Origin of the sequence: Mangrovihabitans endophyticus (genome assembly GCF_014646155.1) — a bacterium.
Taxonomy (GTDB): Bacteria; Actinomycetota; Actinomycetes; order Mycobacteriales; family Micromonosporaceae; genus Actinoplanes; species Actinoplanes endophyticus.
Window position 1 is genome coordinate 211,646 of the sequence record NZ_BMMX01000003.1, and the last position, 22,459, is coordinate 234,104.

Consider the following 22,459-nt stretch of genomic DNA (forward strand, 5'->3'; position numbering starts at 1 on the left):
GTGGCGCAGGGCCATCACGGTGTGTCCAGCAGTGCGGGCAGTTCGTAACCAGCGCCGGCGACCAGACGGTAGCCACCGTCCGGGGACGCCTCGATGCGCCAGCGTGCCGCGGCTCCGTGACCGCCCAGGACCGGGCCGCCGCTTGCGGGTACCGACAACGGCCGGCCGGTCGCCGCGTTGACCACCCGGTAGTAGCCGTCCGTCAGGTGCTCGAAGCGCCACCGTTGGCAGCGGCCCGGGTGGTATCGCCGGTATGCGACCGGGCGTGCGCACCCGTCGAGCGCGAGCCTGCCCGCGGTGTCGGCGATCAGCACGTCGCCGAGCGGTTGCAGCCGGAACTGCTGGCATGCTTCGCCGGTCGCGGTCGCCGTCTGCACCGGCGAACCGGCGCCGCCGCACTCCGCGCCTTGCAGCACCCGGCCCGACAGTTGGCTGCGGATCGTCGACCAGCCGTCCCGCGCCGTCACCAGCCGGAAACGCTGGCAGTCGTTGGCCAGCCAGCCCCACTGCGCCACCCGTGCACCCTCGGCGTTGACACAGGCTGCGACCTCGGCGACCTTGTTGCTGAAACGGTTGCCCAGGCTCACCCAGCCGCCACCGCGCTCATCCAGGCGCCACTGCTGGCACGGGTCGCCGCGCGACGGTGCGGCGAGACGGATGTCGGCGCCCTCGTACCCGCAGGTCGGGTTGGCGATCACGCTGCCATCGAGACGGCTCACCAGTGTCGCGTACGCCGGACCGTGGCCGATGGCGCGACTGCCGGACAGCGGGTCGCCCAGGGCCGGCCACCCACCCGGCCACGTGATCGGCCGGACGGAGAGCTTGGGCAGGCCGTCGTCGTACAGGTCGTAGTAATGGTGGGCGAACCAGCGGCCGAAGACGTCGCCGCCGCCGGTTCCGCGGAACTCGTTGTAGCCGCGGAGCAGTTCGGTGCCGCCGCCGTTGAGCATCGGCACCCCGGCGCGGTCCACGTACGGCCCGGTCACGCTCGTGGCGCGTCCGACGACGACACGGTAGTCGCTGTCGACGCCGCGGCAGCAGAAATCCAGGCTCACGAAGAGGAAGTAGTAGCGGCCGTGCCGGGTGATCGACGCGCCTTCGATCGACGCGCCGCCGCGGGAGGCGAGCGAGTGGAGCGTGGTGTCGTCGCTCGACAACATTCCCGTTGCGCGGTCGAGGCGGCGCATCTTGATCCCGTCCCAGAACGATCCGAACGCCAGCCACGGCTGGCCGTCGCCGTCGAAGATCAGCTCGGGGTCGATGGCGTTGAAGTCGTCCGGCGGGCTCGACCGCAACACCATGCCGCGGTCCTCCCAGCGGTAGGCGGGGTTGGACGGGTCGAGCGTCGTATTGGTGGCCAATCCGATCACCGAGTTGTTGGTGCCGAACGACGAGGCCGCGTAATACAGGTGGTAGGTGCCCGCGAAGAAGTCGATGTCCGGTGCCCAGAAGTCCGCCGGCGTGGTGCCGAGCTGCTCGGTGACCCAGCCGGGCGCGGTCGCGAAGACCGGCCCGAGGTCGCTCCAGTGCAGCAGGTCGGTCGAGCGGCGCATCGGCAGATACGTACGCGTGCCGGCGTCGCCGGTGATGAAGCTGTAGTAATAGCGCCCCTGCCGGATGAGGGTGGGGTCGTGCGCGATCGGGTCGTCGGCGATCCGCCCGGCGGAGGCGCCGGCCGTCACCGGTTCCGGCACGGCAGCGGCCGGTCTCGCCGGTGTCCCGGCCAACGAGGCGCAGAGCGGCAGCAGTACGGCGAAGAAGCGTCCCACGGCGACGGCCATGCACGCATAGTCTTCGATATGTGGCGGTCGCGCCAGCAGCCGTTCGGCCGGGACTGGCGGACCGTTGTCGTCCATCGGAGGAGTAGAGATCGTCGCGCTCGCGGCGAAAGATCGGCTACGGGAGGAGCGCGATGATGATCGGCGATCTGCCGAAGGTGGTGTCGCGTGCGGAATGGCTTGCCGCCCGCAAGGAACTGCTGGCAAAGGAGAAGGAGGTCACGCGTGCCCGGGACCGGGTCAACGCCGAGCGCCGCCGCCTGCCGATGGTCCGCGTCGACAAGCCCTACCGGTTCGAGGGTCCGAACGGTCCGGCCAGCCTGCCGGAGTTGTTCGACGGCCGGCCGCAATTGGTGATGCACCATTTCATGTTCGGCCCCGACTGGGACGGCGGCTGTCCGAGTTGCGCCTCCGCCGCCGACGGCATCGGACGGCTGCGCCAGTTGCACGCACGCAACACCACGCTCGTCGCGGTGTCGCGGGCGCCGTACCCGAAGCTCGCGGCCTTCCGGGAGCGCATGGGGTGGACGTTCCCGTGGGTTTCGTCGTTCGGCAGCGACTTCAACTACGACTTCCACGCCACCCTGGACGATCGGGTGGCTCCGGTCTTGCTGCATTTCCGCACCGAGGACGAACTCCGGCAGGAGAAGGGCACGCCCTGGACCGACGGACCGTGGACCGAGGCCATGCGGGGCGAGGAGATGCCCGGCATCAGCGCTTTCCTGCGCATCGGCGATGACGTCTTCCACACGTACTCGACGTTCGGGCGCGGGATCGAGGACTTCCACAACGGTTACCCCTACCTCGACCTCACCGTCCTCGGCCGCCAAGAGGAGTGGGAGCAGCCGAGCGGGCGCGCGACGCCGCTGGGCCTCCAGGTCGGCGGACCCGGCATGCGTCTTCCCGACGAGTACGACCTCTGACCCGCGACCGATCGACGGCGGGGAGAGTGCCACGGCACTGCGGGAAACCCCGGCTGATCGAGCCGGACGCGGTACCACTATGGTCCCCTCGGCCCGGATGACGATCATGGAAATGCGGGCGCTACACGGAGGAGTCGTTCAATGCGCATACGCGCCCTGCTTGCCGCGACCGCTGTGACTTTCGGTCTGGTGGCCATGGCGTCTTCACCCGCCGCTGCCGTACCCAACAGCGCGAACGTGTCGTTCCTCGACAATTGCGACACGGTCGCCATCCACCTCGAAAGCACGTCCCGGAAGCGGACGATTCACTTCGAGATCACCGGCGGTGCCGAGCCCGAGACCTACAACCTGGCACCCGGTGCCTCGCAGTTCATCTTTGTTTCCCTTGTGGACGGTGGGCTCAGCCTCAACCTCGTCGCCTCGTTCGAGAAGCGGCCGCACCAGTACGTCCAGCTCTTCACCCGTACGCACGTCTGGCAGCGTCCGGCGACGTGTCCCAGCCCGGAGCCGTCGACCTCACCATCGTCCACGGCGGACCCTGACCCGTCCGGCACGGCTGACCCGTCCGGCACGGCTGACCCGTCCGGCACGGCGGACCCGGACCCGTCCGGCACGGCTGACCCGTCCGGCACGGCCGACCCGGACCCGTCGGCGTCCGGCGACGCGCAACCGTCGACCTCGACCGGCGCGCAGCCGTCCGCGTCGGCCGAGGCGCAGTCCTCGACCGCGCCGGGCGGCACCGGGGGAGGCGACGGCGGACTGCCGTTGACCGGTCCGGCCGCCACCGGCCTCGTGGGTCTCGGCCTGCTGGCCGTCGTCGCGGGCACGGTACTGCTGGTGCTGCGTCGGCGGAAGGTGCGCTTCACCGCCTGACGATGGCGGGGAGGCCCCGGAAGCCTTCACATCGTCACTGTTACTCAGGCGAGGGCGAGCCTCATGTAGACACTGTTCGGGTCTGGCCGGTAGTCGGCGAACGGCGGGCACGGGTCGAATCCGTGCCGGGCGTACAACCTCCGGGCCGGCGCGAAGAAGTCATGCGCGCCGGTCTCCAGGCTCACCGAGTGATATCCGCGACGGCGGGACTCGCCGAGCAGGAACGCGAGCATGTGCGCGGCCACGCCGCGACCGCGTGCCTCGGCCCGGGTCCGCATCGCCTTGATCTCTCCCGCGGACGGGCCGAGGTGCTTGAGGGCGCCGCAGCCGAGCAGACTCGCGCCCTCCCACACGGTCCAGAACGACACCTCGGCGGCGCGAAGCTCCGCCAGCCCGAGGGCATGCACACTCTCCGCCGGTGAGGTCGCGTGCATGTCGGTGAGATGCTCGGCGACCAAGCCCTGAACCTCCTGGCGGCGGAGATCGTCGAGCTCGATCCGCAGCGCCGCCGGTTCCCCCGAAGTGATCATGCAGCCAGTATTCCGCATCGCTCCCGCTACTTCGCCTCCAGGAAGTCCCGGGTGACCGCGGCGAACAGCGGGGAGATCGCCAGGTTGTAGTGGGTCAGGCCGGGCAGGATGGCGAGCGCGTGACCGCCGGTGGGACGGCCTTCGCCCTGCCAGCCGCCATCACGCAGACCGCCGTCGAGCAGTTGGAAAGCCTCGACGAAGTGGCTCGGCGGGCACATGTCGGCGTCGCCCGCGACGATCATCGTCGGCACGGTCAGCGAGCGGACCTGATCGGTGAAGTCGAAGTCCTGCGCCAACGCCTCGCCGATCTTGTCGAGCAGCCGGGGAAAGTCCTCCGGGCGCGGCGCGACCCGCTGGTACAGCTCGTACATCGGGGTCGCCTTCATGAACTCGGCAGCGCCCGCGTTCACCTGTCCCTGTTGCTCCAGGATGTCCGGGTAGGCCGCATCGCGTCGGATGCCAGCCGACGCCGCGACAAGCCGGCCCACCCTGTCCGGGTGGTGGAAGGCGACCTGCATGGCGACGGCACCGCCCAGCGAGTACCCCACGACGTCGGGGCGGTCGAGGCCGAGGTGATCGATCAGCGCTGCGATGTCATCACCCATCACCCGTACGTCCAAGGGCCGTTCGATGTCCGCGGTGCGGCCGTGACCCTGCAGGTCGGGCAGGACGACCTGACGGTCGGCGGCAAGCGTCGGCAGGATCGGGGCGAACATCTCGCCCGACCCCAACCCGCCGTGCAACAGCACCAGCGGGCGGCCGGCACCGTGGGTCTCGTAGTAGAGCTCGATGCCGTTGACGTTCGCGTAGCTCATGATCGCTCCTGGTGTGGTGGTTGCCGCCGACCGGGCGGGCGGCGGGACTGCGTGGTTAGGCTTCGTCCGGTACCAGAGAATCATTTCGGGAGGCAGCATGCGGATCGCGGTCACTGGTGGCACCGGCAAGCTCGGCCGGGCCGTGGTCGCCGGGCTCACGGAGGACGGCGACGAGGTGATCAACCTGGATGCCGCGGCGCAGCGGCCGGACATCCGGGTCGACCTTACCGACTACGGCCAGACGATCGAGGCGCTCACCGCGATCGACGACCGCTACGACCACATCGACGCGGTGGTGCATCTCGCGGCGATCCCCGCACCCGGCATCATGGCCAACGCGGCGACGTTCCACAACAACATCATCGCCACATACAACGTGTTCGCGGCGGCGAAGGCAGCGGGCATCACGAACGTGGTGTGGGCGTCCAGCGAGACAGTGCTCGGCCTCCCGTTCGACACGCCTCCGCCGTACCTACCGGTCGACGAGGAGTACCCGGGTCGGCCGGAGTCGCGCTACTCACTCGCGAAACACCTCGAAGAGACGATGGCGGCGCAGTTCTGCCGCTGGAATCCCCGGCTCAAGATGATCGGACTGCGCTTCTCCAACGTCATGGATCCGCAGGACTACGCCGAGTTCCCGTCCTTCGACGCCGACCCGGCACGCCGGAAATGGAACCTGTGGGGCTACATCGACGCGCGCGACGGCGCCCAGGCCGTACGGAAGGCCCTGGACCATCAGGGAACCGGCATGGAGATCTTCGTCATCGCCAACGCCGACACGGTGATGAGCCGTTCGTCCGCGAGCCTGGCGGCCGAGGTCTATCCCGGCGTCGAGGTGCGCAAGGAACTCGGTGAGCACGAGACATTGCTGTCAATCGACAAGGCGAAGCGCATTCTCGGGTACGAACCCCGGCATAGCTGGCGCCATCACGTGTGAAGGAGCCGGAAATGTCGATTCTGGTCGTCGAATTCACGATGGCGTCGACCCGCTCGGTTGTGATGTCGCCGGTCACCAGCTCGATCCGCACCGCGCACCCTTCCGAACACCGAGACACCGTGTGCGCCCCACGCGTGCTAACCGCAGGTCGAGTCGGTGCCGCGAGGCCGAGGAGGCCGGACGGCGGAACCCCGCCGCCCGGCCTTCCGCAGAGCGGGTTCAGCGCGCGATGCCGAAGACGCCCACCTCCACGGTGTCGACGTAGAAGCACCCGGTGTAGAGATCCGGGCAGGTGACGCCCTCCTCGGCCACCTGAGTACCGAGCATCGTGTAGCGCACGTAGCGCACCCCGGGGGTGCTGTCCGGCGCCAGCGGCACCGCGTTCATCTTGTCGCGGTTCTGCACGCCGAAGTGGCCTTGCGCGGCGACCGTCCAGTCCTGGCCGTCGGCCGACGTCTCCACCCGGTAGTCACCGGTTGAGGAACTGGCATCGTCACCGCAGTTGCCGGTCGGGTTGATCTCGACCGCGGACACGTCGACCGCGTCCGGCAACCGAACCATCATGTATCGCGGATCGATGCTGCCGTCGTCCGCGTACGTCGCATCGGTGCTCCAACCGGTCTGCTGCGAGGCGTCCACCGCGGCGTCCGGGCCGCAGCCGATGAAGCTGTAGTCGGCGCCGTTGGAGTCGGTGACCTGGCTCCCGCCGCTGGTCGCGGCCCAGTCCCGGCGCAGTACCCAGTTCACCTTGTTGGCGCCCTGGTGCACCCGCAGGTCACGCATCACCGGTTCGTACCCGGCACCGGAGGCGCTGACCTCGGGATAGGTCCCGCCGGGCAGGACGTTCGCGATCGTGTACCGGCCGTCGGCGTCGCTGACCGCCTGGTAGGAGTCCGCAAACCCGGAGTTGTGACCGGCGAAGGTGACCGTGGCGCCGGCCACCGGGGCGCCCGAGTCGGCGTCGGTGATGGTGCCGCTCACCGAGGTGCGCGACGCGTCCCGGTTCGGCGGCATCGAGAAGTCCTCGATCGGGGTGGTGTCGTCGCCGCCGAGGTCAGCGGCGAACCAGCCCATGCCGCGCCCGGCGAAGACCTTCCAGATCTTGTGCTGGTCCCGGCCGTCCCGGGTGACCCGGTCGGCCATCAGGATCGAGTTGCGCATGTCGAGGTATGACGGGTTCGCCGGGGACAGTTCCATCGCGCGGGTGATCAGCGACTCGGAGATCTTCGACCCCAGCATGCTGCGCAGGTCCCACAGGGTCTCACCCCAGATCTCGCCGTCCGCGTGCGACTCCGGGAATCCAATGATCTTGCCGAAATCGCCGTACGTGTATCCGCCGGAGCCCGCGCCGGACGTGCCGGGGCAGACCTCGGCGTCGGCGCCGACCGTGCAGTCCAGCGGTTGCGTGCGGATCAGGTTCTGGTCGTCGCTCACGTACCGGCCGACCAGCACCTCGCCGGGCTTGGCGGTGTCGGTCTGGAAGCCCAGGGCGGCGAGGTGGTCGAACGCGTACCAGTCGCTCCACGCCTCGCCCATGGCGTACCCCTGGAAGCCGGTCAGCGTGGAGTTGCCGGAGGCGTCCACCACCAGACGGTTGGACATGCCGTGGGTGTATTCGTGGTAGACCACGTCGGCTTCGTCGCCCGAGTTGGCCGCCAGGAACGGGTCGTCCGGCCACGACGGGTCGGAGAACAGATACATCTGCATCCGGCCCGGTACGCCGTCCGGCGTGGGCAGCATGTTCGCGTTGTCGGTGTGCCCGGCGTCCGGGAACCCGTCCGCGGTGTCCGCCCCGTCGATCGCGTTGACCTCGATCGGGTCGCCGTCGGCCGTCTCATAGTTGCCCGCCTCCCGGGTGAACCCGATCGGCGCGGACTCCAGGTGGTCGTGGAAGCTGCTGACGTAGTAGAAGAGCTGCGCCGCGTTCTGCCGCGCGTTGTCCTTCCACGAGTACGCCACGTGCGGGTCCCAGGAGCACTTCTTGTCCGCCGCGCAGGGCGCGCCGACCTGGCTGGTGAAGTCGGTGAACGGGAACCGCCAGTCGCCGGGCTTGTTCGGGGCGACCTCCTCGCCGGCGTTGGCCTTGTCGTCGTCGTTGACGTCGAGGAACACGTGCGCCGAGTCGCCGGTCAGCTCGGTCGCGTCCGGCGCGATCCACTTCTTCAGCGACCGGTGCTGCTGCACGCCGCCGAAGCGCGCGCCCGGGTAGTTCTGCCACACCACGGCCGCCGGCGCGTTGTCGTTGAGCAGCAGGTCCTGCCGGTAGAGGACGCGACCGGTCGCCGCGTCGATCACGTGCAGGTAGCCCTCCTTCGTCGACAGCGTCTGCCAGGCGGGCCGCGCGCTGCCCCCGGCGGCGAAGGCGACCAGCTCGGCCGGGTCGTCCGGTCGCGCACCGGCCTGCGGGCTGACGCCGACGTCCTTCGCCGCGGCTGCCCGGGCCTGTGCGGCGGTCATCGTCGCGTCGCTCAGCGAGGACGGCAGGGACGCCGCCGGTGAACCGGTGACCTGGATGAGCCGGCCGTCCTTGGCGATGTCGGCCTTGACGCCGTTGCCGAACACCGGCACCTCGCCGACCATCTGCTGGAAGCTCAGGTGGTGGGTGCCGTCGACGTCGGTGTAGTCCTTGCGCAGCCGCAGATCGCCGATCTCGGCCGTGTCCAGGCCGAAGGCCTCCGGGTGGGCGGCGAGATAGCCGGTGGCGATCTTCGTGGCCGGCCGCGAGCTGGGTGCGGTGAGAAACCCGTCGAGCCGGGCGACGCGGCGCGCGGTCCCGGTGACCGGGTCGATGTCGACGAGGCCCTGGGTGCCGAGACCGGACCGCAGCTTGGTGACGTCGGCGGGGCGGCGGGCGGTGCGGAGCGTGGCGAGCGTACGCGCGTCCGGTGTTCGGGCATCGAAGTTGGCCCGCCGGTCGTCGTGGTGGCGTGCCCGGACCGTGTCCGGTCCGGGATCGGGGGCGGCGGACGCCGAGGCGGGGACGGCGCCGACGCCCAGGACCGCCGCGGCGATGGCGGCGACGGACCTGCGTGTGGGTACGGATGTCATCAGTGGACTCCTAACGGTCTCTCCGAAACGGGATCGCACGCGGAGAGACAATCGCCGAGCGTACGCGCGATATCGAGGCTTTTAAATTGTTTTCCCTATTTAGACAAAGGTCTCCATTTATTTCACGGGAAACACACATTCGGCCTGGCATTCTCCCGTCGGGGAATCACGTCGACGATGTGGACGGTGGATCGTGGACCGTGGCGGTGCATGATCGGTGTAGGGTCGGTCGCGCAAGCGACGACATCGTTCTATGGAGGCCGCCGGTGGAACGTCGTGGTGAGGACGCCCGCGAGGTCGATCTGCGGACCGATCGGGCGCACGGTGCACGGATCTATGACTACATCCTCGGCGGCAAGGACAACTTCGCCGCCGACCGCGAGGCCGGTGAGAACTCGCTGAAGATCTGGCCGGCGTTGCGGGTTCATATGCAGGCCAACCGTTACTTCATGCACCGGGTGGCGCGTTTCCTGGCCGCCGAGCGCGGGATTCGGCAGTTCCTCGACATCGGCACCGGGCTGCCGACGTCACCGAACCTCCACGAGGTCGCGCAGTCGGTCGACCCCACCGCGCGGGTGGTCTACACCGACAACGATCCGCTGGTGCTCGCGCACACGCGTGCCCTGATGCTCGGAACGGCTCAGGGGCAGACGGCGTACGTCGACGCCGACATGCGCGATCCGCAGACGATCATCGCCGCGCCCGAGTTCCAGCGGACTCTCGACCTGACTCAGCCGGTCGGCCTGCTCCTGATCGCGATCGTGCATTTCATCGAGGACGACGCCGAAGCGCTGCGGGTCGTCCGGCAGGTCCTGGAGGTGTTGCCGAGCGGAAGTTACCTGGCGATGTCCATCGCGACCGACGAGTTCGACCCGGTCCCGCTGGCCGAGGTCCAGCGGGAGTACAACCGGGTCGGGGAGACGCTCATCTTCCGCGACCGGGCCAAGGCGCTGGCGTTCTTCGACGGTCTGGAGATGGTCGAACCGGGGCTGGTCCAGGTGCACAAGTGGCGCCCGGACTCCACTGCGGCGCAGGGGATCGCGGACAAGGACATCGCCATGTACGGAGCCGTCGCGCGCAAGCCCTGAGGCCGGGGCCGGGAGGTCCCGGCACCCGGCCCTGGCAGCCGCCGGCCACCGGTCATGGCCGCGGCGTCCACGGCTCGGCGACCACCCAGCTCGTGTCGGCCGCCCACGAGGTGGTCGTGTCCCAGGCGTTGGATCCGCCGTTGCTGGCGAGGTAGACGGCGTTGTCGAAAGCGCGGAGGTACCTGTCCGGGAAGTTCACCGACCGGAACGATGTTCCCTGACCGCCGTTGCCCGGCTGCGGGCAGAACGTCGCGTCCTGGGTGAACAGCGTGCTGCCGTCGTTGGGCTGCAGGCGAAGTTGGAAGTTCTGATGGCGCAGGTAGCTGCCGGGCCTGGTGATCGACTCGAAGGACACACAGTCGGCGTCGGCCAGGCCGGCTGCCTGCACCCAGGTGGCGTCCCGCTTGTCCACCGCCGGAGCGTCCGGCGTGATCGGTGCGGTCACCACGAGGTCGCCGTCGTCGTGTTTGACGAACGTGGGTGCGTCGGCGGTGGCCTGCAACGACACCCACGGCCCCGGATCGAGCGCGAAGAGGTTCGCCGCGCCGGGCGTCGGGTTCGAGGTGATGAAGTCGGCGCAGTTGCTGTCGGTGTCGGCGCCGTCCGGGAACCGGCTCGCACTCTTGCCTTCGCCGTCGGCCAGGGCGGGCGTGGCAACGGTGCAGCCGGCGCCCGTACCGGCCTGGTAACCCTCGGCGAGCCACGGGTCGACGAGCAGCCCGTAGTTGAGACTGTCGGCGACCAGCCCTCGGGCGTCGCGCAGCACCATGCTGCCGGCACCGGTGGACAGGGCGGGTCCGCCGAACCACTGGTCCGGAGCCGGTGTTCCCTGGTAACCCGCGACCGTGACGGCGGAATCACGCAGGGGCGTATCGATCGCATGGCGGTGGGTCAGCGGGCGATCCAGCACGATGCCGCCGCCCAGCGCCTGCACCGGCTCGTTGCTCGAGTGCGGGAAGCGGGTGGCCGGGGTGAAGGTGATTCCGGTGCCGCGATCGCTGAACGGCAGGTTGGACGAGTGGGCGAACCGCAGCGGGCGGGTCAGGTCGAGGCCGGTGCCGCCGGCACCGGCGGTACCGGTTGCGGCCACGGTGACGGTTTCGATCCGCGAGTCGATGTCCAACCGGATCCGGTCACCCACCGAGATTCCGGCGGTGGAGGTGACCTTGATGGTGGTGGCGCCGACGGACGCCGGTGCGGCCAGCAACGCCTGGGTGCCGGCCTTGCCGACCGCGGTGACGGTGGCGACCTCACGCTTCTTGCCGTAGCCGATGGCCACCCGCTGACCGACGGTGAAGCCGGCCGTGCTCGTCACGGGGACGTTCGTCGCATGTGCCGGAACCGTGATCACCGGGCCGTCGGGCAGCGGTTGCCACAGGGGCGTGCTGAGGGTGGCGGCCGATCCGGGGCTGACGATGGTGGCGTTGCCGGCGTGGCCGGAGGAGTCGATGGCGACCCGGCCGCCGGTCTCGTCGAATCGGTAGTCGGCGATGTCGCCGGCGCCGGCCTGGCCCTCGGCCAGGTCGCTGATGTCGGCGGGGGACAGGGCCCGGCCGTAGACGGCGAAGTCGTCAACGGTTCCGTTGAGGTAGGGGTCGGGGTATTGCGAGCGGCCGATCCAGTTCTGGTCGGTGTCGCCGAGCGAGGACGGCGTCAACGTCATGTCCGGGTTGGTCGCCACCGCGGTGCCGTTGAGATACAACGTCCCGGTGGTGCCGGCCAGCGTCACCGCGACGTGTGACCAGGTGTTCAGCGGCAGATGGCCGCCGCCGGTGAGGGTCTGCTCGGCGCCGTTGCCGTCCGTGGTGATGGCGAAGCGGAGCCCGTTGCCCGCGGCGTTGACGGTCAGGAACATGTTCACCGCGGTGCCGGAGCCGAAGTCGAAGATCCGCGCCCAGGTGTCCTCGGAGGCCGGGTTGACCCACGCCGAGACGGTGTAGTCGGACAGGTCGCTGACGATTCCGGCGGGCAGGCTGATGTACTCGTCGGCGCCGTTGAGACGGACGGCGTTGCCGAGACGCCCGTCGGCTCGCGGCCCGGATGCGCCGGTGGCCGGGATGTCGGCGATCGTCGCGGATTCGGCTTTGCTGCCGGTGCCGACCACGATCGGGTCGCCGACTTCCATTCCGGTCGTGCTGCGGACGTTGAGGGTGGTGTCGCCCGCCCCGGCGGGGGCGGCGAGGCCCGAGGTGGACAGGCCGAGCAGATAGTGGCCGTGTGCGGCGATCCGGGTGCCGGCCGGGATGCGCACCGTTGAGGAGACCGCCTGCTGGGTCGGGTGCTCGGTCAACGTCCAGCCGGAGACGTCCACGGCGCGCGAGCCGTCGTTGTGCAGTTCGATGTAGGAGTCGGTCGGGTCGGCGCTGGTGCCCACGCGGAACTCGTTGATCGTGATCGGGTCCGCGTTGCGGACCTTCTCGGCCGTCGTCCACACGTGCCACGCCCCGCGGGCCGAGCCCCGCCACACGGCCCGGCCGGTGAGGTCGCCGTTGAACGCCGTGCGCGCCGACGTGACGGCGAAGGTGGTGCGGACGCGTCCGCCGGGCGCGACCGATCGGAACCGGGTCGCCCCCGTCGCCTCGGCGGTCCACCCGTGGGGCACCGATAGACTCAGCCGGACATCGGCGACCGTCGCGCCGGTGGTGTTCGTGAACGTCTCGGTGACCTCTTGCTTCTCCCCGGGTGCGAAGGTCTGCAGGCCCGGCGGGTCGGCGGCCGTCGACCCCGGCGTCAGGGTCAGCGGCCGTACGTCGTACCGGGCCGCCACGATGTTGGCCTGCACCTGCTGGTCGACGGCGTCGGTCGGGTACCCGGCCGTCATCACGCCCTCGTAGAAGGTGCCCTGGGAGCCGTTGCTGTTGTCGCCGCCGTTGCCCAGGACGATCGCGCCCTGCTTGCGCATGGGGTCGTAGCTCGCGTCGACGCGTGGACCGTCGAACATCGTGGTCAGGGCGCCTTGCTGTGCGTCGCCGCCGAGGCTGGCCCAGTGATGCGGCTCGCCCTTGGCCACCGCGGTCACGAAACGCGACGTCACGCTCGGCAGATCGGGGCAGAGCTTCGACGTGCTCCCCGGGTTGACGCAGCCCACCAGGTTGTTCTCCTGGTCGGTCATGATCCACGGTCCGGGCGGGGGTCCGTGGTACCAGGCGCTCGCGGTGCCGAAGTAGCTGGTCTCCATGGTGCCGTTGCCGTCGTCGCGGCTGTCGATCTCGGCATTGCCGTAGTCGAAGCAGCAGCCGCCGTTGTAATGGTGGCCGTCGACGATCCAGTACATCCCCTCCGGCTCGTCGTCGACCGCGATGCCGCGGGTGTCGTTGTTGCGCAGGCCCATGCCCGGTGCGATGAGGACGCCGTACGCCTGATGCCCGCCGACGGTGATCGGTGCCATGTCCGCGATCGGGAGGTTGTCGGCGCCGCCCATGGCGGGTCCGCTGAAGCCACCGCGGGGCGCTTGGGTGAGGTGGTTGCGCATGGGTGACTGGTCGTAGAGCTTCGTGATCAGGCATGTGGTGCCGGCGCAGAACCGGTCCTGTGTGGCGGCGTCGGCGTACCCGCCGCGGCGGAGCAGACCGACGTTGCGGACTCGGTCATCCGACAGCCGCCTGACCTGGTACAGCGGGCCGGTGTAGGCGGCGTAGAGGGCGCGCGTGGTGCTGTGCGCCGCCACGCAGGGCGTGCCCCCGGCGGCGTAGATGTCGCAGGGCCGTGCCGCGTGCGGCAGGGTGGGCGGGCCGGCCTGCGCCGCGGCTGTCGTGCCCAGCGGTGCGCCGATCATGCCGAGAAGGATCACCATGCCGGCGGCGCGCATCCTGCGCCGTGCCGGATTCGAAGCCCACGGAAGTCGCATGTCACCGTCCTGTGCGCCGACCGGCGCCGCGCGCGCCGGCATCGATGTAATCGATAGACGAATGTCACTGTGAACGTTAACAGTCGGGCTCGTCAAGACCTGGCGTGACATCGCGCGTAACGTCGGCGAAACGCCGGGAGGCCGCGTCCTGCCTGTCCGGGCCACGGCCCCGCCACGGGGAAAGGTCAGTCCTCGTCGAGCACTTCTTCGGTGGAGTAGATCCCCATCGCGACATCGTCGACGAAGGTCTGCCAGAAGCCGTGGTTCGCCTCGGCCGCCGGGTCGATCGCGGCCAGCGCGGCGCGCAGATCCGCCGCCGCCCGATCCCAGTCCTCCGGATCGCTGTCCGCGCTGTAGAACGGAAAGCGGTCGGCGACCGCCCGGACGCATCCGGCGAGCCGGTCCAGGTCGGTGTTGACCGTGTTGGTGGTGATCCGCTCCGGGTTGGGCACGTGCACCACCGCGCCGGTGGACGCCCGCACGCAGATCCGCCCGAACGGGCCCACCGTCCCGAAGCAGATCAGGTCCGCGGTGTCGTCGCCCGGCAGCGGTCGCGCCTGGTCCAGCAGGTCGTATCCGCCCAGGCCGCGCGGCACGCCGGGATCGGCGAGGCGATCCGCGACGGCCGGCGCGACCCGTTCGGTGGAGTCGAGCCGCACCAGCTCGAACGTGGGCCAGCTCATGGCGGCACGGTACCTCAACCGCCGCTGCTGAACAGTTGCCGCACCGCCTCCCGCAGTGCCTTGTTGGTAGCGGCGCGGATGGCGTCGGTGGCCGCCCTGTCCACCCCGTTCCAGCGATACGACCAGGTGACGTTGACATCGGTGTCGCGCAGCATCGGGCCGCACTTGGCGGCGCACGGCGCGCGCTCGGTGTAGAGATCCTTGATGTTGCGCAAGCCGCCGGCCTGCTGGATGAGGTCCTCCTCGGCGTGGATGCCACTGGCGCCCTTACCCTGGGCCCGTCCGGTGATGATGCGACCGTCCTGCAGGCGCGCGGCGCCGTAATTTCCGCCCCGGTTGCCGTCCGCGATCCGGCGTGCCTTCACCGCATCGATCAGGTCGTTCTGGGAGTTGTAGTCGGCCTGTGAGCCGACTTCGTCGCACTCCTCGTTGTGCACCAGCAGGGCGGTGGCGCCGGCGGCGACGTAGAAGTCGTGGGCGTCGGCGACCGTCAGGTTGTAGACGCGGGCGTTCTGGGCGTGCGCGTGCGTTCCGGCGATCCGGACCATGCGCCCGTCGGCGGCGCGCAGCCACTGCCCGTGCCGCAACTCGGCGGCGTTGATCCACTGCCCGCCCGGGGTGTCCGCGCGACCGTCCTGGTCCACCCAGAACGCGTGCCCGGCCGTCGCGGTCACCGTCTGTCCACCGTCGACGCTGATGTCGACCAGGTCCTTGGCGCCCTCGCCGACGATCAGCGCGGTCACCGGCTCAGCCACGTTCTTGCCGGTCGCCGGGTCGGTGGCCAGCACCTTGTCGCCGAGCCGAACGTCGCTGATCGGCTTGCGGCTTCCGTCGGCCATCACCACGGGGGTGTCCGCGGTGAAGCTGTTCGGCTCGCAACCGTCCGGCGGCGCCGGCGGTTTCCCGCCGGGACCGCGCGGCTTGGTGCCGAACGGGTCGGTCAGGCCGGTCGGCTGGTTGCCCACGTACGCGTAGAGGTTGGTGCCGCCACCGCCGAAGCCCAGCGGGTCGGTGCTGAGGAATCGATGGTCCCGTGTGGAGTAATAGCGCGCGCGGTTGTAGTACAGGCCGGTGCCGTCGTCCTCGCGTCCGGCGAAACGCACCGGGTTGCCCGCGTCGGAGCCGGACACCGTGGTGGCGCCGTAGGGCTGGTAGCTGTATTCGGCGGTGACGTTGCCGCCGGCGTCGACGAGCCCCACCGTGCTGCCCAGGGCGTCGGTGAGCAGGGCGTTGGTGCCCGCACTCGTGCTGCGGGCGAACACCTGATCCACGCCGGCGCTGAGCAGGTTGGCCGACGGCGTACCGCCGGTCAGTTCCTGCACCGGGTTGAGCCCGTCGTAGAGATAACCGGCGGTGGTCGAGCCGTTGGTCTTGGTGGCCCGCCGGCCCAGTCCGTCGTACCCGAAGGACACCGACAGGCCGGTCCTGCTCAGGGCGGCGAGCTGCCCGCGGGCGTCCCACGTGTAGCTGGTGGTGCCATCGGAGGTGAGGTTGCCGTTCGCGTCGTAGGCGTACGCCGTGGCACCCACGGCGGTGAGTTGGTTCGCCGCGTCGTAGCTCGCCGGGCCGTACGCCGCCGGCAGGTCCGCGCGGGCGTAACTGCCGCCCACGTGCACCGTGCGGCCGGCGTCGTCGTAGCCGTAGGTCAGGGTGCCCAGGGTGGCCGAGCCGCGGGTGTAGGTGATGCCGGTGAGCTGGCTTGCCGCGTCGTAGGCGTAGGTCTGGGTGACCCCACCGGGCAGGGTGACCGCGTTCTGCCGGCCCACCGCGTCGTACCCGATGCCGACCGAGTCCCCGCCCTTGACCTCCTGCGTGAGCTGATCGGCGTTGTTGTACGCATACGTGACGGCGGCCTGTCCGGCGACGGTCATCGAGGTACGCCGGTCCGCCGCGTCGTACGCGTAGTCGATCTGTCCCTGCGGGGTGACCGACCGGGTCATCCGGTCCAGGCCGTCCATCGTGTTCGTGGTCGTCCCGGCGATCGAATCCACCACGGAGGTGATCCGGTCGCCGGCGTCGTAGGTGTAGCCGGTCCGGCTCTGCGAGGTGCTTCCGGACACCCCGTACCGCGCCGCGGTCAGCCGGTCCAGGACGTCGTAGTCGAAGCCCGTCACGGTGCCGTCCCGGCTGGTCACCGAGGTGAGGCTGCCGTTGGCGTCGTAGCCGTAGGACTCCGCGCGCCCGAGCGGATCGGTGATTCTGGTGACCCGGTCCAGCGCGTCGTAGGTGTAGCCGGTGGCGTGCGCGCGGGCGTCGGTGACCTTGGTGAGGTTGCCGTTCGGGTCGTACTCGAAGGCGCTCTGCCGACCGAGCGGGTCGGTGATCGACCGCACCTGGTCCAGCGCGTCGTACCCGACCTGGGCGGTGGCGCCGTCCGGATCGGCGACCCGCACCGCCCGCCCGGCGCCGTCGTTGACCTGCCGGCCGATGCGGCCCAGCGGGTCGGTGACCGAGGACGGATCGCCGAGCGTGTAGCCGTACCCGGTCGCCTTCCCGGCGTTGTCGGTCACCTTGGTGACCTGGCCGGACTCGGTGGTTTCCAGGGTGGTGACCCGGGACACCGGATCGGTGATGGTGCGCAGCGCGCCGTTGTCGCCGTAGGTGTAGGCGGTGACGTGGCCCAGCGGGTCGGTGATCTGGGTCAACTGGTTGAATGGTCCGTTGTAGACATACCGGGTGGTTCGCGCCTGGGCGGTGCCGGCCAGTTCCGTGATGCCGGTGACGTTGCCCGCCGCGTCGTAGGTCAGCTCGATCCGGCGGCCCAGCGCATCCACGTACGCCGTCGGAAGGTTGGTGACGGCGTCCCGGCTGATCTGCAGCGTCTGCGCGCTCGCCGTGCCGAACGCCGCGGTGTCGCTGGTGGTGAAGCCCTGCGCGTTGAAGGTGACCCGGCGCACGGTCCCGCGCGGATCGGTCAGCCGGGTCTCGGTGATCCGGCCGTTCGCGTCGGTGGTGTAGGCCAACTGGAACGTGCTGCCGTCGGCCGCGGTCTGCTTGCTGATCCGTCCGGCCGCGTCGTAGGTGTTGGTCAGATAGACGGTGCCGCGCGGATCCCGGGCCGACGCCAGCCGCCCGGAGGCGTACGTATAGGTGGTCACGCCGCCGTTCGCGTCGGTCACCGTGGCCAGGTGACCGTCGCTGGTGTAGGTGTAGGTCACCGCCCGGCCGAGGTTGTCCTCGGCGCGGGTCACCCGGTTCGCGGCGTCCCGGGTGAACGCGATCCACTTGCCGCCCGGCGAGGTGACCTGGGTGATCGGGCCCTTCGCCCGAACGATGCCGTCCGGATCGGCGGCGGCCGGGGCTCGGGTGATCGTGATGGCGTTGCCGAACCTGTCGCGTATCTCGCGCAGCGGCGCCTCGTCCCCGAACACATAGGTGGTGCCGTCGCGCAGCCGCACGTCCCAGCCGTCCCCGTTCCAGGCCAGCGTGGACTTGTTGAACCGGGTCGGCGTCGGATCGGCGGCGAAGGCCGCGCTGAGGAACTCGTTGGTCCCGGTGCCGCCCGGGGTGATCCGCCGGTAGTGCACCTTGCTGCCGTCCGGCAGGATCAGGTCGGCCTGCACCCACTGCTGTTCGGAGTACAGGTAGATGTCGTAGTCGGAGTTGACGCCGATGCCGAACGACCGGCGGCCGGTGTCGCTCTGCTGATAGGTGCGGGTCACCGACACCGGCATGACGTCGGAGAGGGTCAGGTCGGTGTGCCGGTCCACGATCAGGCCGGAACCGAGATCCACCGGGTCCGCGCCACTGGCCCCGCCTCCGGCCGCCGGCGCCGCCGCGGGCGGCGGGTCGGTGCCCGGAGTGATCAGCATCGCGCCGGTGAACTGGTAGACCTCGGTGCCCGGGTCCGGCACCACCTGCCGGCGGTCGGCGGTGACCGAGCCGTGCCCGTAGACGAACCAGCCGCGACCGGCGGGGTCGTAGTGCCAGAAGTCCATCTTGGCGCCGGCCGTCGCGTGCGTGAAGTTCGGGTAGATCACCCGTGCGCCGCGCGGGAACACGTACGAGCTGCCCGGCTGGACCGTGAAGTACGCCGGCACCTGGGACTTGGGCAGCGGGAACGGGGGCCGGTCGGCGGGGATCGCGGTGATGCCGAGCTTCGTCACGACCGCGCCGTCGACGTCGCGCACCACGGTGCCGGCCGGCAGCCGCACCTCCAGGCCGGGGATGGCCGGCGTGGTGAGCACCACCTCGCGGGTGGTCGGGGAGGGGAACGACACCGCGTGCGCGGAGTCCAACTGAGACAGCCAGACGGGATAGGGCAGGACCGTGGTCTTTCCGGCAGTCAGGTCCACGCCGATGTCGTACCGCCCGTACGCCGCGCCGCCGTCCACCCGCAACACCCGGTGCCCGGACGGCAGACCGGCCAGCAGGAAGCGGCCTTGGGCGTCGGTGGTGGCCCGTGTCGCCAGCACGCTGACGGTGATGCCGGGCAGCGGCTTGCCGTTCAGGGCCAGGGCCTGACCGGACAGCGCGGTGGTGCCGGCGGGCGCCTTGCGAGCGGTCGCCTGCCGCGGCGGTGCCGCGGGCTGGTGCGTGTTCCAGTCCTCGCCGGCCAGGTTGCGCTGGTCCGGGGTCCAGGTCCGGGCATTGCCGGCGGCCGTCGCCTCCTGGAAGCCGGCCGGCTGGGCGGACTTCACCCGCGGCGGGCTGAGCGGGTGGGCGGTGGCGGCGGGGGCCGCGGGCCGCGCCGGCACGGCCCGGAACAGGTGTGCCACGTCGGATCCCACCCCGGCCGCGGCGAGGGCGGACCTGGTGGTGAGGGTGAAGGTGATCGAGCCGGTGAACGAGTACGGGCTCAGGTCGATCTCGTACGTGCCGGTGCTGGGCAGGGTGGGGATGGCGACGGTGGCGCCGCCGGAGTTCTGCGTCAGCGTGGTGCCGTCCGGCCGCAGCACCAGCACGTTCGGATAGAACGGCACGGTGCCGCCGGTGAACTGGAGGGCCAGGTTCTGGCCGGCGGTGCCCGCGTAGGTCATCCGGGCGCTCTGCCCGGCCCGGCCGAAGGTGACCGTCTTGGACGAGTTGAGCGCGACCGTGCCGGCGTTGATCTGCTCGGACAGCGTCAGGGTGACCGCGCCGGTGGTGAAGGTGGTCGGCCCGATGATCAGCCGGTAGGTGCCGGCGGCCGTCGCGCGGGCGTCGAAGCTGCCGCCGTTGGTCAGGCTCCAGTCGGACACCGCGGTGCCGGCCGCGTCGAGGACCCGGGCCCGCAGCACCGTGCCGCTGGCGAACGTCCAGTTGGTGAGGCCGAACGAGAGCCGCTGCCCGGCGGTGGCGGTGAAGCCGGTCTCCGCGTACCGGCCGGTCTGGCTGACGGTCAGCGTCTTGGCCGCGCCGCCGACCGTGGTCGCCCCGGCGTCCACGCGCTCGACCAGGGTCAGTTGGGCGGAGCCGGTCTCCGCGTACGGGTAGATGACGATCTGGTAGGTGCCGGCTGTCGGGAGCGGATCCAGATCGAGCTGGGTGGCGGCCAGGTTGCCGTCGCGCAACACGGCCCCGTCCGGACGGACGATCTGCACGCCGACGGTGTGTGGGAAGGCGTACGAGCCGAAGCTGAGACTCAGCCGCTGCCCGGCGGTGCCGGTGAAGGTCAGGCGGGTGGTCTGCCCGAGTCGCGGCGCCGACACGGTCTTCGCGGCGCCGATGGTGAGCGCCCCGCCGGCGATCTCCTGGGACAATGTCACCGCCGTCGACCCGGTGCTGACACCGTCGTCCGGGGTCAGCGTCATTCGGTACGTGCCGGCGGTGGCCGCGGTGAACCAGAACGTGCTCAACGAGCCGACCAGGTAACCGGTGACCGTTGCGCCGGCGGCATTGAGCACCTGGACGCGCAGCCCCGCCGACGCGGGGAAGGTCCAACTGGAGAAGGCGACCGAGTAGCGCTGCCCCGCGACCGCGGTGAAGGCCAGATCGGCGGTTCGGCCGGCTTGGGCGATGGTCACGGTCACCGCCGCCCCGGTCGCCGAGACCGTGCCGGCGTCCTGTCGTTCGGTCAGCCGGGCGGTGAGCGATCCGGTGCTGGAATAGGGGCTGAGCACGATCGCATAGGTGCCGGTCGACGGCAGCGTGGGCAGGTCGTAGTGGAACGAACTGAGGTTGGCCGACCCCAGCACCGAACCGTCCGGGGCGAACACCGCCACGGCCGGGTAGAAGGCGAAGGTGTACGCGGTGAAGTCCAGGCTCAGCCGCTGCCCGGCGGTGCCGGCGAAGGTCATCCGGGCGTTCTGCCCGGCCCGCGCGATCGACACGTTCTTGCTCGCGCCCAAGCTCAGGGCGCCGGCGTTCAGTTCGGCCGAGACGGTCACGGTGACCGAGCCGGTGCTGAAATCGGTCGAGCCGAACAAGACGGTGTACGTCCCGTTCTGGGTGGTCGTGAAGTCGAGGTCCTCCCCGCTGAGGTTCACCAGTCCGCGATCCTGGCTGGAGGCCCACAGCATCGGGGTGCCGGTCGGTTCCAGGATCTTCGCCGTCACCGTGGTGCCGGTGGCGAACGTGGACCCGGTGAAGCCGAGGCTGACGCGTTGGCCCGCGGTGCCCGCGAAGGTGAGCTCGGCCTGCTGACCGGCCCGGTTGAGCGCAACCCCGGTCGGGGCCCCGGTGAAGCTCAGCCCGCTGACCACCCGGCTGGACAGGGTGGCGCTGACCGACCCGGTGCCGGTGTCCTTCGGGTCGATGACGAGCTGATAGGTGCCGCTGGCCGGCAGCGTGGGCAGGGCGAGGCCGCCGAACAGCGATGCCAGCGACCATGGCTCGTCGAACTGGTCGCGGGCGAAGGAACCGCCGTACGGCGTGTACAACGCGGCGTCGAAGTCGTTGGCGAAGGTGGAACCGGTCAGGCCCAGGCTCAGCCGTTGCCCCTTGCGGCCGGCGAACCGGTACACCGCGATCTTGCCCGCGGTGGGGACCGTGACGGTTCCGGAGGCGCCATCGACGGCCAGCACGCCGGTGGTGGCCACATCGGCGGCGTGGTAGGGCCGCGGCACGGCCACGAAGTCGCCGCCGCTGGTCGCGGTGCCCGCCGCGGTGGCGACGGTGATCCGGCCGGAGCCGGCCGCGCCCGGGACGGTCACCGTCAGGCTGGTCGCGCTCGCGGCGGTGACTCGTGCGCGGGTCGCGCCGAACGCGACGCTGTTGCCGGCCGTGGTGCCGGCGAATCCGGTGCCGGCGATCGTCACGGTGTCACCGGCGGCCCCGAGCCCCGGACTGAACCCGCTGATGGACGGTGTCACGGCGGCCGGGTCAACGGTGAACGGTTGCCTGCTGGTGGCGCTGCCGGTTGCCGTGCGCACGGTGATCGTGCCGCTGCTGGCTCCGGCCGGGACGGTGACGACCAGCCGGACCGGGGAGGCGTCGGTCACGGTGGCGGTAGTGCCGTTGAAGGAGACGGTGTTTCCGGCCGCGGTGCCCGCGAATCCGGTGCCGCCGATGGTGACCTTGGCGCCCACGGGCGCCCGCGCGGGGACCACGCCGGTGATCGCCAGGGTGGTGTTCGAATACCTGTCGATCGCGGTCAGGTTGCCGGATTCGTCGTAGTCGTACCGTGCGCTCGACCCGCCGCTGATGCCTTGCGTGGCGCTGCGGAGTTGACCGGCCGCATCGTAGGCGTAGTCGACGGGGTCGGCGGGCAGCGCGGCGGCCGACCCGGTCGGCAGCGGCCCGGCGCGCTCGGCCCGCTTCACCGGTTGCTCGGCCGACAGCGGTTGAGCAGCGTGTGGCGCCGTCTCGCGGACCGCCGCGCCGGCCTGATGCGGCGACGCCGCGACCGCCCCCTGCCCGACAGCCAAGAGCCCGGTCACCAAGAACGCGACTGACCTTCGAGACATGACGCCCGCCTCTCTCCCCATTGGAGGCTGCGACGACCGGTACCGGCTGCCGCACCGGCGATTGTTCTTGCCGCGGCGTGAGGCACATAGCTGACACCGGCAATGTGGGAC

At 70.4% G+C, this 22,459-nt stretch carries 11 protein-coding genes; 4 read left to right on the forward strand and 7 right to left on the reverse strand.

Annotation, left to right across the window (positions count from 1 at the left end; translation table 11 throughout):
• Positions 1-14: 14 nt before the first annotated feature.
• On the reverse strand, positions 15-1,781 hold the full coding sequence (locus IEY73_RS07155; protein ID WP_189078274.1) for a family 43 glycosylhydrolase: 1,767 nt from the start codon (positions 1,779-1,781) through the stop codon (positions 15-17).
• 134 nt (positions 1,782-1,915) lie between these two features.
• On the opposite strand from IEY73_RS07155, the gene IEY73_RS07160 reads away from it, so the two are divergent.
• Entirely contained in the window at positions 1,916-2,701 is a 786-nt protein-coding gene (locus IEY73_RS07160; RefSeq protein ID WP_189078275.1) for a DUF899 domain-containing protein, read from the forward strand.
• A gap of 141 nt (positions 2,702-2,842) precedes the next feature.
• On the forward strand, positions 2,843-3,574 hold the full coding sequence (locus tag IEY73_RS07165; protein ID WP_189078276.1) for a hypothetical protein: 732 nt from the start codon (positions 2,843-2,845) through the stop codon (positions 3,572-3,574).
• Positions 3,575-3,618: 44 nt separating this feature from the next.
• Here IEY73_RS07165 and IEY73_RS07170 read toward each other — a convergent pair whose 3' ends face one another.
• A complete protein-coding gene (locus IEY73_RS07170; protein WP_189078277.1) occupies positions 3,619-4,104 on the reverse strand; it encodes a GNAT family N-acetyltransferase in 486 nt (161 codons plus the stop codon).
• A 26-nt stretch (positions 4,105-4,130) separates the two neighbouring features.
• Entirely contained in the window at positions 4,131-4,919 is a 789-nt protein-coding gene (locus tag IEY73_RS07175) for an alpha/beta fold hydrolase (protein WP_189078278.1), read from the reverse strand.
• 97 nt (positions 4,920-5,016) lie between these two features.
• Between IEY73_RS07175 and IEY73_RS07180 the strand changes: the two genes are divergently transcribed.
• Positions 5,017-5,856, forward strand: a complete 840-nt coding sequence (locus tag IEY73_RS07180; protein WP_189078279.1) for an NAD-dependent epimerase/dehydratase family protein — start codon at positions 5,017-5,019, stop codon at positions 5,854-5,856.
• Positions 5,857-6,075: 219 nt separating this feature from the next.
• Here the strand turns inward: IEY73_RS07180 and IEY73_RS07185 are convergent, their stop codons facing one another.
• Positions 6,076-8,904: a M36 family metallopeptidase gene (locus IEY73_RS07185; protein WP_189078280.1), complete on the reverse strand. Its 2,829-nt coding sequence runs from the start codon at positions 8,902-8,904 to the stop codon at positions 6,076-6,078.
• Positions 8,905-9,170: 266 nt separating this feature from the next.
• Here IEY73_RS07185 and IEY73_RS07190 point away from each other — a divergent pair, with 266 nt between their 5' ends.
• Complete coding sequence (locus IEY73_RS07190; RefSeq protein WP_189078281.1) at positions 9,171-9,992, forward strand: SAM-dependent methyltransferase; 822 nt, start codon at positions 9,171-9,173, stop codon at positions 9,990-9,992.
• 52 nt (positions 9,993-10,044) lie between these two features.
• Here the strand turns inward: IEY73_RS07190 and IEY73_RS07195 are convergent, their stop codons facing one another.
• The 3 genes from IEY73_RS07195 to IEY73_RS07205 form a co-directional block, all read right to left on the reverse strand.
• On the reverse strand, positions 10,045-13,839 hold the full coding sequence (locus tag IEY73_RS07195; protein ID WP_189078282.1) for an arabinofuranosidase catalytic domain-containing protein: 3,795 nt from the start codon (positions 13,837-13,839) through the stop codon (positions 10,045-10,047).
• 185 nt (positions 13,840-14,024) lie between these two features.
• The gene (locus IEY73_RS07200) at positions 14,025-14,522 is read right to left on the reverse strand and encodes an SUKH-4 family immunity protein (RefSeq protein WP_189078283.1); all 498 of its coding nucleotides are present in this window, start codon (positions 14,520-14,522) and stop codon (positions 14,025-14,027) included.
• Between the two features lie 14 nt (positions 14,523-14,536).
• Complete coding sequence (locus IEY73_RS07205; protein WP_189078284.1) at positions 14,537-22,348, reverse strand: RHS repeat-associated core domain-containing protein; 7,812 nt, start codon at positions 22,346-22,348, stop codon at positions 14,537-14,539.
• Positions 22,349-22,459: the final 111 nt, after the last annotated feature.